The 12,606-nt window shown below is 63.9% G+C and carries 11 protein-coding genes; all 11 read right to left on the reverse strand.

Annotation, left to right across the window (positions count from 1 at the left end; genetic code table 11):
• Positions 1-14: 14 nt before the first annotated feature.
• The 11 genes from PG887_RS14185 to nrfA all read right to left on the reverse strand — a co-directional run bounded on the left by PG887_RS14185 (position 15) and on the right by nrfA (position 12,228).
• The gene (locus tag PG887_RS14185) at positions 15-1,268 is read right to left on the reverse strand and encodes a D-amino acid dehydrogenase (RefSeq protein WP_134996828.1); all 1,254 of its coding nucleotides are present in this window, start codon (positions 1,266-1,268) and stop codon (positions 15-17) included.
• Between the two features lie 153 nt (positions 1,269-1,421).
• Positions 1,422-2,942 (reverse strand): cryptochrome/photolyase family protein, encoded by a 1,521-nt coding sequence (locus PG887_RS14190; RefSeq protein ID WP_270822014.1) that lies wholly within the window; start codon positions 2,940-2,942, stop codon positions 1,422-1,424.
• A complete protein-coding gene (locus PG887_RS14195; RefSeq protein ID WP_080768040.1) occupies positions 2,942-3,082 on the reverse strand; it encodes a DUF2256 domain-containing protein in 141 nt (46 codons plus the stop codon). Before PG887_RS14195 ends, PG887_RS14190 begins: the two co-directional genes overlap by 1 nt.
• 160 nt (positions 3,083-3,242) lie before the next feature.
• The gene (locus PG887_RS14200) at positions 3,243-4,163 is read right to left on the reverse strand and encodes a serine hydrolase (protein ID WP_029314613.1); all 921 of its coding nucleotides are present in this window, start codon (positions 4,161-4,163) and stop codon (positions 3,243-3,245) included.
• A 349-nt stretch (positions 4,164-4,512) separates the two neighbouring features.
• On the reverse strand, positions 4,513-5,703 hold the full coding sequence (gene nrfF, locus PG887_RS14205; protein ID WP_104452991.1) for a heme lyase NrfEFG subunit NrfF: 1,191 nt from the start codon (positions 5,701-5,703) through the stop codon (positions 4,513-4,515).
• Positions 5,700-6,299, reverse strand: a complete 600-nt coding sequence (locus tag PG887_RS14210; protein ID WP_104452990.1) for a DsbE family thiol:disulfide interchange protein — start codon at positions 6,297-6,299, stop codon at positions 5,700-5,702. The genes nrfF and PG887_RS14210 overlap by 4 nt, the downstream gene beginning before the upstream one ends.
• Positions 6,296-8,257 (reverse strand): heme lyase NrfEFG subunit NrfE, encoded by a 1,962-nt coding sequence (gene nrfE, locus PG887_RS14215; protein WP_104452989.1) that lies wholly within the window; start codon positions 8,255-8,257, stop codon positions 6,296-6,298. The genes PG887_RS14210 and nrfE overlap by 4 nt, the downstream gene beginning before the upstream one ends.
• 162 nt (positions 8,258-8,419) lie before the next feature.
• Positions 8,420-9,373 (reverse strand): cytochrome c nitrite reductase subunit NrfD, encoded by a 954-nt coding sequence (gene nrfD, locus PG887_RS14220; RefSeq protein ID WP_270822016.1) that lies wholly within the window; start codon positions 9,371-9,373, stop codon positions 8,420-8,422.
• A gap of 87 nt (positions 9,374-9,460) precedes the next feature.
• Positions 9,461-10,141 (reverse strand): 4Fe-4S dicluster domain-containing protein, encoded by a 681-nt coding sequence (locus PG887_RS14225; protein ID WP_039041283.1) that lies wholly within the window; start codon positions 10,139-10,141, stop codon positions 9,461-9,463.
• Entirely contained in the window at positions 10,138-10,731 is a 594-nt protein-coding gene (nrfB, locus tag PG887_RS14230; RefSeq protein WP_041211523.1) for a cytochrome c nitrite reductase pentaheme subunit, read from the reverse strand. Before nrfB ends, PG887_RS14225 begins: the two co-directional genes overlap by 4 nt.
• A gap of 51 nt (positions 10,732-10,782) precedes the next feature.
• The gene (gene nrfA, locus PG887_RS14235; RefSeq protein WP_104453292.1) at positions 10,783-12,228 is read right to left on the reverse strand and encodes an ammonia-forming nitrite reductase cytochrome c552 subunit; all 1,446 of its coding nucleotides are present in this window, start codon (positions 12,226-12,228) and stop codon (positions 10,783-10,785) included.
• Positions 12,229-12,606: the final 378 nt, after the last annotated feature.

Consider the following 12,606-nt stretch of genomic DNA (forward strand, 5'->3'; position numbering starts at 1 on the left):
CGGGTGGCCAACGCCTAGCCGTAGCGGGCCAGGGTGAGCCCCTCGTCGCTGATATCCGGGGTATTGCCCGAGATGAGATCGCTGAGCAACTGGCCCGATCCTGCCGCCATGGTCCAGCCCAGGGTACCGTGGCCGGTATTGAGCCAGAGCCCGGGGATGGGGCTTGGGCCGACCAGGGGTGTGCCGTCCGGCGTCATGGGGCGCAGCCCGGTCCAGAAGGTGGCCTGCTCCAGATTTCCCCCCTGGGGGAAGAGATCCCTCACCACCATGGCCAGGGTATCGTGGCGCCTCGGGTTGAGCGCCAGGTTGAAGCCCGAGAGTTCGGCCATGCCCCCCACCCGGATCCGTTCGTCGAAGCGGGTGATGGCGACCTTGTAGGTCTCGTCCAGCACGGTGCTGCGCGGGGCGCCCTCGGCATCCGTCATCGGCAGGGTGAGGGAGTACCCCTTGACCGGGTAGACGGGGAGCTCAATTCCGAGGGGGCGCAGGAAGCCGGTGCCATAACTGCCGAGGGCACAGACGATGGCGTCGGCCTGGAAGCGCTGCTCGCCGGCACGGACCGCCACGGCGCGTCCCTTCGCGATCTCGACCTCGTCGATGGCGCAGTTGAAGACGAAGCTCACCCCGAGCTTGCGGGCCTCGTCCGCCAGGGCCTGGGTGAATCGGAAACAGTCACCGGTTTCATCTCCCGGCAGGCGCAGGCCCCCCACCACCTTGCCACGCACCCTTGCCAGGGCGGGCTCGACCTCCTCGCAGCCGTCGGCATTCAGAGACTGATAGGGGACGCCGTACTCCTCGAGCACGGCGATATCGCGCTGGCTGGCATCGCGCTGGGCCTGACTGCGAAACAGTTGCAGGGTGCCGAGCTGGCGCCCTTCGTAGTCGAGCGCCAGCTCGCCCCGCAACTGCTTCATGCAGTCGCGGCTGTATTCGGCCAGCCGTACCATGCGCCCCTTGTTGACCGCATAGGCCGCCGGCGTGCAGTTGGCGAACATCTTCAGCATCCAGCGCAGCTGGAAGGGGTCCGAGGTGGGCCGCACCGTGAAGGGGGCGTGCTTTTGCAGCAGCCATTTGGCGGCCTTGAGGGGAATGCCGGGGGCAGCCCAGGGGGAAGCATAACCCGGGGAGATCTGACCCGCGTTGGCATGGCTGGTTTCAAGGGCCACCCCGTCACGCCGCTCCAGCAGGGTCACTTTGTGACCGGCCTTGGCCAGATACCAGGCGCTGGTCACACCGACCACGCCACCACCGAGTACCACTATGTCCATCTTGTCTCTCCTTGACTGGGGCCTCCACCTTAATCAGCCGCCACAGGATATTCAACTGGTGTCGATGTCATTGGTGGTTATCGCTATTCACATTTTGTTAACTGGCTCTCAATGTTGTCATTTGCTCACTTTCTGGCATGAAATCCGGTCGATTCAGAGCCGCTCCAGGTGGAGCAGATGATGCTCTGCCGTCGTCAGGATGGCTTGCTGCTGTTCTGTGGTTTGGCCATCCCAGTTGGCGTAGGGCAGGGCGAGGCGAGGGTTGTTGCCAAGTTTGTCCCGGTTGCGCCAGAGAAAGTGCCAATAGAGGCTGTTGAAGGGGCAGCTGTCTGGCCCGCTGCGGGCCTTCACCTGATAGTGGCACCCCTTGCAGTAGTGGCCCATCCGCTCGAGATAGGCGCCGCTGCTGGCGTAGGGCTTGCTGCCCATCAGACCGCCATCGGCAAACTGGCTCATGCCGCGGGTGTTGGGCAGCTCCACCCACTCGATGGCGTCCACATAGATGCCCAGATACCAGGCATCCACCTCGTCAGGGTGGATCCCCGCCAGCAGGGCGAAGTTGCCGGTCACCATCAGCCGCTGGATATGGTGGGCATAGGCGTGCTCCAGAGACTGTCGAATGGCGTGACGTACGCAGGCCATGCTGGTTTCTCCATTCCAGAAAAAACCGGGCAGGGGTCGCTCGGCCCCGAGAAAGTTGGTGCGCTGATACTCGGGCATCTTTTCCCAGTAGAGGGCGCGGACAAACTCGCGCCAGCCGAGGATCTGGCGGATGAACCCCTCCACCTGCGCCAGGGAAATGGTGGCCTGATTGGCCTGCCAGTGAGCTTGCGCAGCGCGGATCACCTCGAGGGGATGGAGCATCTTGCTGTTCATGGAAAACGACAAGCGGCTGTGGAACAGGCTCCAGCCCCGCTCGCTCAGGGCGTCCTGATAGCGACCGAAGTGGGGCAGGCAGTGTGCAAGGAAGTGTTCAAGCAGTGCGCGGCTCTGGCGCCGGGTGACGGGCCAGGGCAGGGCGCCCGCATCGGCTGTGCCAAGGGTGGCAATGCCGTGGCGGGTCAGCATGGCATCGATGTCGCTCACCTCGTTGGCAAAGGTGAGGGGCGCCGGGATGGGTTGGCTCGCCGGCAATTTGGCGCGATTCTCGGCATCGAAGTTCCAGCGCCCCCCAAGGGGCTGGCCGCGCTCATCGAGCAACACCCGGTACTGCTTTCGCAGGGCGCGGTAGAAGAACTCCATCCGGCTGTGAGGGTAGCGTCGCCAGCCATCGCGGGGGGTGAGAAAATGTTCGCTGTCCACCTCAGCGGTCGGGATGGCAAGGCCTGAGGCCCACTGGGTCAGCTGGCTTGCAAGGCGCCACTCGTCCGGGCTCTGCCAGGCGAAGCGATCGGCCTGATGCGCTTCGAGCTGGGCCGCCAGCAAGCTCGGCAAATCGGGCCAGGGGGCGCTCTCATCGAGAGTCAGGTAGCAGACCCGGTGGCCCGCCTTGGTGAGGGCGGCGGCGAAGGCGCGCATGGCGGTAAAGAAGGCGAGCACCTTCTGGCGATGGTGGCGGCAGTAGTCCGTCTCCTGGCGCAGCTCCGCCATCAGGTAGCAGACAGCGGGATCCTGCGTGTGAAACCAGCTGTGACCTGCGTTCAGTTGATCCCCGAGAATGAGGCGCAGCTCCATCAGGGGTGCTCCTTCCGACGACGGCAGCGTTCGCTGCAATAGCGCACTTCCTGCCAGCAGCGGGCCCACTTGCGCCGCCAGGCAAAAGGACGCAGGCAGACGGGACAGATCTTCTCGGGTAGATGGGGTTTGAGGTGCATGTGGCGGCCCTGTTGATGCCCTTGGTTTCTCTCTGCCTCCTTAACGAAGCACCATACGGTCGGGATCACTGGGGGAGCAGAAAGAGGCAATAGGGGGTGATTGCCACTCATGAAAAAGGCCCCCGCACCTGCCGGTTGGGGGCCCTTGTTCTCGTAGCCGTTACTGGCTGCTGAAGAGCCTGGGCTGGGGAGTGGACTGCGCCGTCAGGGTCATGCGGCCCGAGGTTTCCAGCCAGCTCTTGATCTTTCTGGCATCGGCGACCCGTTCATCCGTGGTGTTGGCGTGAAGCAGCACCATGACCACGGGCTCGTTGTTGACCCGGGTTCCCATGACCAGGCAGCGCCCCGCCTCGCGGATATAACCGGTCTTGGAGACCAGAATGGGCCAGCTTCCTTCCCGTACCAGGCGGTTGGAGTTGAGGTAGTGCAACTGGCGCTTGCCGTTGCGTACCAGACGCTGCTCGGAGGCGGTGTACTGGCGGATCAGCGGGTAGGTGGATGCGGCGGCAGCCAGTTTGGCGAGATCGTGTGCGGTGGAGACGTTGCGGGGGTTGAGCCCGGTGCTGTCGGCGAAATGGGTGCTCCACATGCCGAGCATGCGGGCCTTGGCATTCATTGCCTCGATAAAGGCTTTGCGGCCACCCGGGTAGTGCCGTCCCAAGGCGGAGGCGGCGCGGTTTTCAGAGGACATCAGTGCGATGTGCAGCATGTCGGCGCGGCTCAGGCGCGAGCCCACCGCGAGGCGCGACCCCGTGCCCTTGAGTCTGTCCACGTCATCCATGGTGACGGTGAGGGTCTCGTTGAGGCGCTGATTGCCATCCAGTACCACCAGCGCTGTCATCAGCTTGGTGATGGAGGCGATGGACATCACCCGGTTGGCGTTGCGCTCTGCCAGTGTCTCGCCGGTTTTCGGGTTGACGACCACGTAGGCATCGGATCTCAGCGGCAGGTTGCTGCGGGGTTCGAGCAGGCTGTTGGTGGAAGAAGAGGTCGCAGAAAACGGGTTGGCATGGGCGCTTTCCATGCTGGCGGGAAGGAGGAAGGCGCCGAGCAGCAAGGGAAGAAAAGGACGAAGGTTCATGATTTGACTCTACTACGACTCACAGGGACATTTGGCTAAGTTATATGACGGTAATTGACGCTTCACAACGTCTGGTGGCCGGATATTTCCATTTTATGGGCCAGCGCACCTTGAAATCCCCCGCATCGGGGCTATTGGGCCCGCAAAAGGGAGTCATAGAGGCCTGCCAGGCCATGGCAGACACGCCACCACGGGGCGCACTATATGCTGGCGAGGGGCGGGATGACGACTCTTTTTGCACCTTTCGGCGCCTTGGGATGATGAAGGGGTCGTTAATGGCGACCATGGCGATAAAAACGGCGCCCGGCAGGGAAGATGGTCCGCTGCATTATCGCCGTTTTGCCCCGCGTCATCCTCCCATCATTCGCGCGGTCTGAATGGCCTTGATCAGCGCGACCCGGTTGATGCGTGGGCGCTCCTCGTCCAGCAACTGCTGCCAGAGGGCGATGGCCTGGGAGTAGCGGCCGTGCAGGAAGTGATCGGAGGCGAGCAGCATCAGGGCGCTCACCTCACCCTTGTCCTGCTTGAGCGCGCTATCAAGCAGACGCTGCGCCTCCGGGGTGAGCTGCTGGCCCGCCTGGTAGTAGAGCACGGTGGCCTGGGCGGCCTGGGTCGCCGCGCTGGCGCCCCCTTCTTGCAGGGCGAGGCGCTGGTAGGCGAGCAGGGCATTGTCGTACTCGTCCCGATAGAGATAGAGCTGGCCGAGCGCCGCCCAGCCGTCGAGATCGGCGGGGTTGGCTTGCAGACGCTGGTGCAGGGCGCCCAGCTCCTTGTCCTGCAGATCCCGCGGGCTCAATCCCGCCAGCGGATCGGGGCGCGCCTGATACGCCTGCCACGCCTGATAGCGGCCGGTGCCGGCATAAATACCGGCCATCAGCGCCAGCAGCAAGGCCCCAAACAGCATCCAGGAGCGCAGCCAGGGCAGCGGACGGGCGGTGCGGTCCTTGGCCAGCCGCTCGCGCAGGGCCTGCTCGGCGGTTGGGGTGGCGTTGGCGAGGCGGGCCAGCTCCAGCTCCCGGTAGAGGCGGCTGTGGGGGGCAAGCCCCGCCTGCTGCTCGGCCATGATCAGCCGGTTCAGTTCGGCCCTGGGGTCGTGGGCGAGCACCCCCTCGGCTCTGTCGCCGACAAGCGGCACCCGCGCCGGTTGCCGGCGATGCAGGCTCCTGCGCAGGCGATTGAGGGCCAGCAACAGCAAGAGGGCGGGGCCGCCCCACAGCAGCGCCGTGCTGCGCTTGAAGGGGGGATCGTAGCGCACGAAATCGCCGAAGCGCTCCGTCATGCGGGCGATCACCTGCTCATCAGACTGCCCCTCGTCCACCCAGCGGTAGACCTCGAGCCGCAGATCCCGGGCGATGGGGGAGTTGGACTCCACCAGGTTCTGGTTCTGACACTGGGGGCAGCGCAGGGCGCGGGCCAGCTCCTGAGCGCGGGTCTGCCGCTCGGGGTGGCGAAACTCATAGGTGTCGACCCCGCTGGCAAGGGCCCCGAGGCTCAAGGCCAGCAAGAGTGGCGCTATCAGGGCGTGGCCGAGGCGGCTCATGGCTTGCTCTCCTGCACTTGTCTCTCTACTTCTCTCTCCGCTTCTCTTTCCACTTCGGGCTGGCTAGCGATGTTGCTGCGGGCCTTTGCAAGCTGGGGGGCAAACTGGCGTTGCCAGACTTCCCGGGTGAGCTCACCCGTGTGGCGGGTCAGCAGGGTGCCGTCACTGGCGAAGAGATAGGTTTCCGGCGTGCCGTAGACGCCGAGCTCCAGCGCGAGTCGGCCGTCGGGGTCGGCCAGCACGGCGCGATAGGGGTTGCCCGCCTCGGTGAGCCAGGCGCGGGCGGCATCTCCCTTGTCCCGGTAGTTGAGGCCATAGAGGGGCACGGCGCTGGCCAGATCACCCAGCAGCGGATGTTCGGTGCGGCAGTTGGGGCACCAGCTGGCCCAGACGTTGAGCACGAAGGGCTCCCCCTTGAGCGCCGCGGTGTGGATGGGGACGCCGCCAAACAGATCGTCACTCTGCCAGGCTGGCAGAGTGCGCCCTGCGACGGCTTCATCCTGGCTGTAGGGGTTGTTGCCAAGGCCGAGCCAGAGCAGGGCGCCGAGCCCCAGGGTGAGCACGAGCGGCACGAACAGGCGCAAACGGGCGTTCATAAGGACTCCTGTTCAAGCCGAGGGTAGGGGGCGGTCGCTGACGCAGGATGGCTAGCCAGCAGCGGTCGGCGGGCGAGCAGGCGCAGGGCGCCGCCCGTCATCATCAACAGGCCGCCGAGCCAGATCCAGCGCACCAGCGGCTTATGGTGCAGCCGCATGGCATAGGCGCCGGGTCCCATCTTCTCGCCAAGCACCACGTAGAGATCGCCGAGCATTCCCCATTTGATCCCGGGTTCGTTCATGTTCATGGTGCGCACGCTGTAGTGACGCCGCTCCGGGGTCAGCCGCGCAACCTCTTTACCGTCCTTGTGCACGCTAAGCGTGATGCGCTCGGCGGTGTAGTTGGGGCCGATGAGCGGCTCGCTCCCCTCGTAGCGAAACGCGAAGGCGCCGAGCCGATAGGGTTGGCCTGCGGCGAGTACCGCGCCCCCCTCCTGACTGTGGTGACTCACCTGCGCAATGCCGAGGGCGCACACTGCCACCCCGAGGTGGGCCAGCAGGCTGCCGAACCGATTGAGGGTGAGCTCGCGCAGGGCGATCGGTTGCAAGAGCGGGAGCAGCAGGCTGGCCATCAGCCAGAGGCTCAGCACGTTGGCCGCAAGCCCCAGCCAGCTTGCCCGCAGCGGTTCGGGATAGGCGAGGCTCAGCAAGGTGCCCCCCAGCAGGCCGAACAGGCATGGGAGCAGCACCGTGATGCGGCGCTGGGCTGCCAGATGTTGCCAGCGCAGGCGCGGCAGCTGGGTCATCAGCGCCATCAGGCAGAGGGCCAGCGGCACGAAGATGGTATTGAAATAGGGGGCGCCCACCGAGAGCGAGCCCAGATGGAGCGACTGGAACACCATGGGGTAGAAGGTGCCGAGCAGCACGCTGGCGCAGGCCACGCAAAGCAGCAGGATGGCGGCGCCGAGCAGCCCCTCTTTTGACAGCAAGCCAAAGCGGGCATAGGGAGCGCGAATGTCCGCCCGCAGGGCAAAAAGGGTGAGGGCGCAGGTCAATAGCAAACCGAGCAGCAACAAGAGGGTGAGGCCGCGGCTGGGGTCCACCGCAAAGGCGTGTACCGAGGTGAGCACCCCGGAGCGCACCACGAAGGTACCGAGCAGGCTCAGCGAAAAGGTAAAGATGGAGAGCAGCAACACGGCGTGGCCGTAAGCGCCGCGCTTCTCGCACACCACCAGGGCGTGCAGCAGGGCGGTGCCGAGCAGCCAGGGCAAGAGGGAGGCATTTTCCACCGGATCCCAGAACCACCAGCCGCCCCAGCCGAGCTCGTAATAGGCCCACCAGGAGCCCAGCACGATGCCGGCGGTGAGAAAGACCCAGGAGCCGAGCGCCCAGGGGCGGCTCCAGTGGGCCACGGCGCCATCGAGCCGACCCGAGTGCAGCGCCGCCATGGCGAAGGCGAAGTTGACCGCAAAACCGACATAACCGAGATAGAGCAGGGGCGGGTGGATGATGAGGCCGATGTCCTGCAGCATGGGGTTGAGATCGCGCCCCTCCAGCGGCCCCGGGAACTGGCGGTCAAACGGGCTGGAGAAGATCAGGGTATAGAGGCCGAACAGCCCGACGATAAGCCCCATGATGGCCAGTACCCGGGTTGTGATCAGCGGATCGACCCGTTTGGAGCAAAGGGCCACCAGCGCGCCCCACAGCCCCAGCGCAAAGACGAAAAAGAGCATGGAGCCCTCGTGGCCTCCCCACACGGCCGCCAGCTTGAAGCCAAGGGGCAGGGCGCTGTTGGCGTGCTGGGCCACATAGACCAGGGTGAAGTCATCCTGGCCAAAACAGCTGGCGAGCAGCAGCAGGGCGGCCACCAACAGGAGCGCGACCAGGATGGCCAGCGGCTTTGCGCAGCCCAGCAGCGGGCGTGAGGCGAGCCGCAGCCCCAGCCAGGGCAGCAGCCCTTGCAGCAGGGCGAGCCCGGTCGCCAGCAACAGTGAGAGATAGCCGAGCTCCGCCAGCACACAACCTCCAGTCAATCATTCGTCTATGTTATGCCGCAGCGTCTGCACCGTACCGGCGCTGGGGGATAACATCCACATTTCTGGCAACAATCAATCGCAACAACTCATTGCAACAAATAAGCGCCAGTCACCCGAGGGTGGCTGGCGCTGGTGATCATACCTTTAAACTACCGTCATCTGGCCGGCATAGAGCACGAAGTAGCGCAGCAGCAGGATCCCCACCAGGGTCAGGCTGCAGACCAGCACCAGATAGCCGTTTCTGGCCCGCAGCGGCGCGGGGGCCAGCAGGGCCAGCAACTGGGGCAGCAGCATGCCGATGCCCACCACCCCGAGCCAGAACACCTGAGCCCAGAAGCCGCTGCCGATGGCGGCCCACATGGCTGCCTCCTTCTGGCCGCCACCGAAGTAGAGGCCGGTAAAGAAGCAGACCAGCAGCAACACCTCCACCGCCAGCACCGGCCGCTCGAAGCGGTGGACAAAGCTCACTCCCTGGCTGTGATGGTTCTCCTTGAACAGGGTGACCGCCAGCAAGATGGTGGAGGCGATGCCGGAGCTGACGCCGGAGATGAGGAACAGCACCGGCAGCACCGGGTTGTTCAACAGCGGATAGGTCTTGAGCGCGGAGAGCAGAAAGCCGGTGTAGGCCCCCAAGAGCATGGCAAGCAGCAGCAAGAGCGGCGCCAGCAGCCGCTCGATGCGGGCAAGCCAAGCGATGAGATTATCCACAAAGGCGAACTTCTCTTGCAGCAGGTGACTGCGCAAGGTCTCGATCTCGGCCCGAAACACCACTGCCAGCCAGGCGAACAGCACCGCCATGTAGACCTGGAACAGCATGACCCCCATCGACATCACGGAGTCGAACTGGTAGTGGAACATCAGCTTCCAGAAGGTCCAGGGGCGGGCCAGGTGGAAGATGAGGATCAGTAACCCCAGCACCACGCTCACCGGCGCCAGAATGGCAGTCGCCTTGATGATGCCGCTCTCGCTGCCGGCTCCCTTGCGGCGCAGCAGCACCGAGAGGGTGGTGGCCCCGGCGGAGATGCCGAGCAGGAACAGGTAGATGGCTATGGGCCAGTCCCACACCAGCGAGGGGAAGTGAAATGCATCATGCAACATGATCCATTCCTCCTTCTGTTACTGCGGTAGATGGCGATCGGACAAATCCCCACACAAGGGAAGGGAAGTGAAATGCCTCTTGCATCGTCATGACTTTATCTCCCCTTTGGGCACGCGGTACATCTTGGGCGAAGTGCCGAGTGCCTGCTTGTAGCGATAGGTGGTCTCCTTTACCAGCCGTTTGGCGATGGGGCTGTCCGGGTCATCCAGATTGCCGAACACCAGCGCCTTGGTGGGGCAGGATTCCACGCACGCCGGCTCCTTGCCCGCCGCCAGGTTGGTCTTGCGGCAAAAGTCGCACTTGTCGGCCACCTTGGTCACAGGGTTGATAAAGCGCACCTGATAGGGGCAGGCAGCCAGACAGTACATGCAGCCAACGCAGAGATCCGGGTTGACGTCGACGATGCCATCCTCCTTGCGGATATGGGAGGCACCGGTGGGGCAGACGTGCACGCAGGGGGCGTTGTCGCAGTGCTGGCAGGACTTGCGAAAGAAGTGGTACTCGGCATCGGGGAAGGTGCCGATGGGGCCGGAGCGGATGATCTCGAGGCGCGAGACCCCCTCTGGCACCTGATTCACCTCCCGGCAGGCATCCATGCAGGCGGTACAGCCGATGCAGGCCGTCTCGTCGTGGAGCATGCCAAAGCGGACCCCGTCGATGGTCTGGCTGTGGGCGAGGGGGGTAGCAAGGGAGCGAGTCGGCCCTGTCATCATGATGAGGGCCCCCGCGCTCATCCCCGCCATGAAGTGACGGCGAGAGCAGCTCATGGTACCTCCTTGCCCGAGGTGGTGTTCGCCTTGGCCGCCTTGACGGCCTCATGCTGCTTGCTGTGGCAGTCGACGCAGAGCTTGATGCGAGACTTCTCCGGAATAGCCACCATGGGCTCCTTGGCCGGGTGCAGCTGGTGGCAGCTGGTGCAGGTGAGCTTGGTGGCGTGCACGTCGTGGGCCCAGAGCGCCTCGCGCAGCACTTTGGGCTCGTGACAGCTCATGCAGACCCCGTTCTGCTCGGCGATGGGGTAGCGCTCGGTACTCTGTTTGTCATTGAAGCTGTCGCTAAAGCGCATCACGTCCTTGACCCCTTCCCGGTGTTGGGGGGAGGGTTGACCGTGGCAGTTGGTGCAGGTTACCGGCGCCAGGTTGTTGGGGTTGGTCGCCTGGCCGTGCTTGCCGTGCATGCCTTCGACCTGCTCCTTGTGGCAGTCGGTGCAGGCCTTGTCGGCACTGCGCAGAAATTCCACTTCATGTGTAGTAGGTGCCGGGGCGGTTGCCGCATCGGCCGCCTGGCCCTGCAGGCTGGTCAGCAGCATGGCTGCCATCAGCATCAGTCGTAAGAAATCCATTGTTAAATCACCCATAGGAAGCCTCCATCCGGCTGCGGGCCCGACACTGCGGGCCCGCATGCCTCGTCATTGTGCGAGCCGTCCGGCCGCTTTGGCCTCGGCATCCCAGGCGGGGACTGTGGTCTTGAGGAACTGGGCCTTGTCGCTGTTCATCTGCTTCATGTCCATCCCAAGAGCGGCCTGGGCCTTCTCCTTGCTGGAGATGTCAGGAATGGCGATCTCGTGGCTGATCCCCTTGGCGGCCAGCAGGCGTGCCAGCTTGGTGCGGGCGTCGGCGGCCTTGTCCAGGGCGGTTCCCAGCATGCGCAGCGCCACTTCCGGGGCGTGCATCTGCACCCCGTGGGAGGCGATGGAGAAGTCCCAGCGCCATTGGGCGTGACGGATATCCTGCAGAATGTCCTTCATCTCGGCCTCGGTGGCACCGGCATCCCAGGCGGCCTTGGCTTCAAAGTGGGCGTGCACCAGCTGCTTCTCGACTTTGAGCTTGATTTCGGTGACGGCGTCCTTGCGCTGCTTGACCACCCCTTGCAGCATCTCCTTGCTCTGGGTGTGGCAGTTGCGGCAGGTCTGGTCGAAGCGATCGAAGGGGTTGCCTACCTTGTGGTCGGTGTAGACCTTGCCTTGCTCGTTCTGCACCTTGGGCATGTGGCAGTCGACGCAGGCGACGTTGTTCTGGCCGTGAATGCCGGCGCGCCAGGTCTCGTACTCCGGATGCTGGGCTTTGAGCATGGGGGTCTTGGAGAGGGCATGGGTCCAGTCGGCAAAGCCAATCTCGTCGTAATACTCTTCCATCTGCTCAACAGTCGTACCCTTGTCCCAGGGGAATTTCACCGCCTTGGTGGGGCCGCTGAAGTAGTACTCCACGTGGCACTGGCCGCACACCTGAGACTGCTGATCGAAGCGTCCCTGCTCCTTGAACGGCTTGCCGATGGCGGTCATGGCCCGGTCGGCATAGGGACGGGAGAGGTGCAGGGCGGGTTTCCCTTCCTTGAACTCTTTCGAGGCGGTGTCGTGGCAGTCGGCGCAGCCGATGGTGTTGACGATCTCCGGTCCGCCTTTTGCCCACATGCCCTTGAAGTAGCCATCCTCACCCTTCTCGTCGATGACGCGGGCCACGTCCGGGCCTTTGCAGCTCCAGCAGGCCATGGGCAGCGGACCGTCTTCGGCAGTCTTGGGGGCGCCGGTACGCAGGGTTTCCCGCACGTCGGTCAGCGCATAGAAGTGGCCGCGCGGCTTGTTGTAATCCTTGGAGAAGGGGTAGCCGGCCCAGAGCACCACCATCTGCGGATCTTCCGCCAGGGCGTCGGTGCGCTCGCGGCTCTCGCTGGTGCCTTTCCAGCTGGTGAACTGATCGGTGTGATCCTTGGCGAACAGCTCGCTGCGCGCCTCGATCTTGCCCTTGCTTTGTGCCTCGTCGGCCGCCTGTGCCAGACTGCCAGCGCCCAGCAGGGCGGTCAGCAGCAGGGCTGCCAGCCCTGGTCGAAATAGCTTGTCATATGAACCCACGGTCATCACTCCCAGATAAAAGTCCATGTCGGGCCTGACCGTTCCATCTTGGTGTGGACATCTGTGCTCATCATCGACGGGCATGGCAGGCCGATCCATTGTTATGGCTGCATATAAATCGGTGTTTATGCAATTGCTCGGGGGGATAATACCAAATGGGTAAAATGGATAATTATTTATCCCCGTGGGAGTTGCGCTAGATCAATTGAGGGGGGGGAGGGATGCCAAAAGTGCGATCCAGGTGGAATTATTGAACCTCATCCGAGGGTTATTTCCACCCGTTCTCTTTTGATGAAAATAGGTAAAACGGGAATTCAGATAATAAGTGCGACACTCATGGATGAATGGCGAGAGGTGGCCAACTGCTGATTGGTGGTACCCTTC

The sequence above is a fragment of the Aeromonas sp. QDB14 genome, assembly GCF_027707845.1.
GTDB classification, from domain to species: Bacteria; Pseudomonadota; Gammaproteobacteria; order Enterobacterales; family Aeromonadaceae; genus Aeromonas; species Aeromonas caviae.

Bases quoted from the DNA above. Each gene is read 5' to 3' on its own strand.
- PG887_RS14185 (WP_134996828.1), bottom strand. From the start codon at position 1,268: ATGGACATAGTGGTACTCGGTGGTGGCGTGGTCGGTGTGACCAGCGCC.
- PG887_RS14190 (WP_270822014.1), bottom strand. From the start codon at position 2,942: ATGGAGCTGCGCCTCATTCTCGGGGATCAACTGAACGCAGGTCACAGC.
- PG887_RS14195 (WP_080768040.1), bottom strand. From the start codon at position 3,082: ATGCACCTCAAACCCCATCTACCCGAGAAGATCTGTCCCGTCTGCCTG.
- PG887_RS14200 (WP_029314613.1), bottom strand. From the start codon at position 4,163: ATGAACCTTCGTCCTTTTCTTCCCTTGCTGCTCGGCGCCTTCCTCCTT.
- nrfF (WP_104452991.1), bottom strand. From the start codon at position 5,703: ATGAGCCGCCTCGGCCACGCCCTGATAGCGCCACTCTTGCTGGCCTTG.
- PG887_RS14210 (WP_104452990.1), bottom strand. From the start codon at position 6,299: ATGAACGCCCGTTTGCGCCTGTTCGTGCCGCTCGTGCTCACCCTGGGG.
- nrfD (WP_270822016.1), bottom strand. From the start codon at position 9,373: ATGTTGCATGATGCATTTCACTTCCCCTCGCTGGTGTGGGACTGGCCC.
- PG887_RS14225 (WP_039041283.1), bottom strand. From the start codon at position 10,141: ATGAGCTGCTCTCGCCGTCACTTCATGGCGGGGATGAGCGCGGGGGCC.
- nrfB (WP_041211523.1), bottom strand. From the start codon at position 10,731: ATGGGTGATTTAACAATGGATTTCTTACGACTGATGCTGATGGCAGCC.
- nrfA (WP_104453292.1), bottom strand. From the start codon at position 12,228: ATGACCGTGGGTTCATATGACAAGCTATTTCGACCAGGGCTGGCAGCC.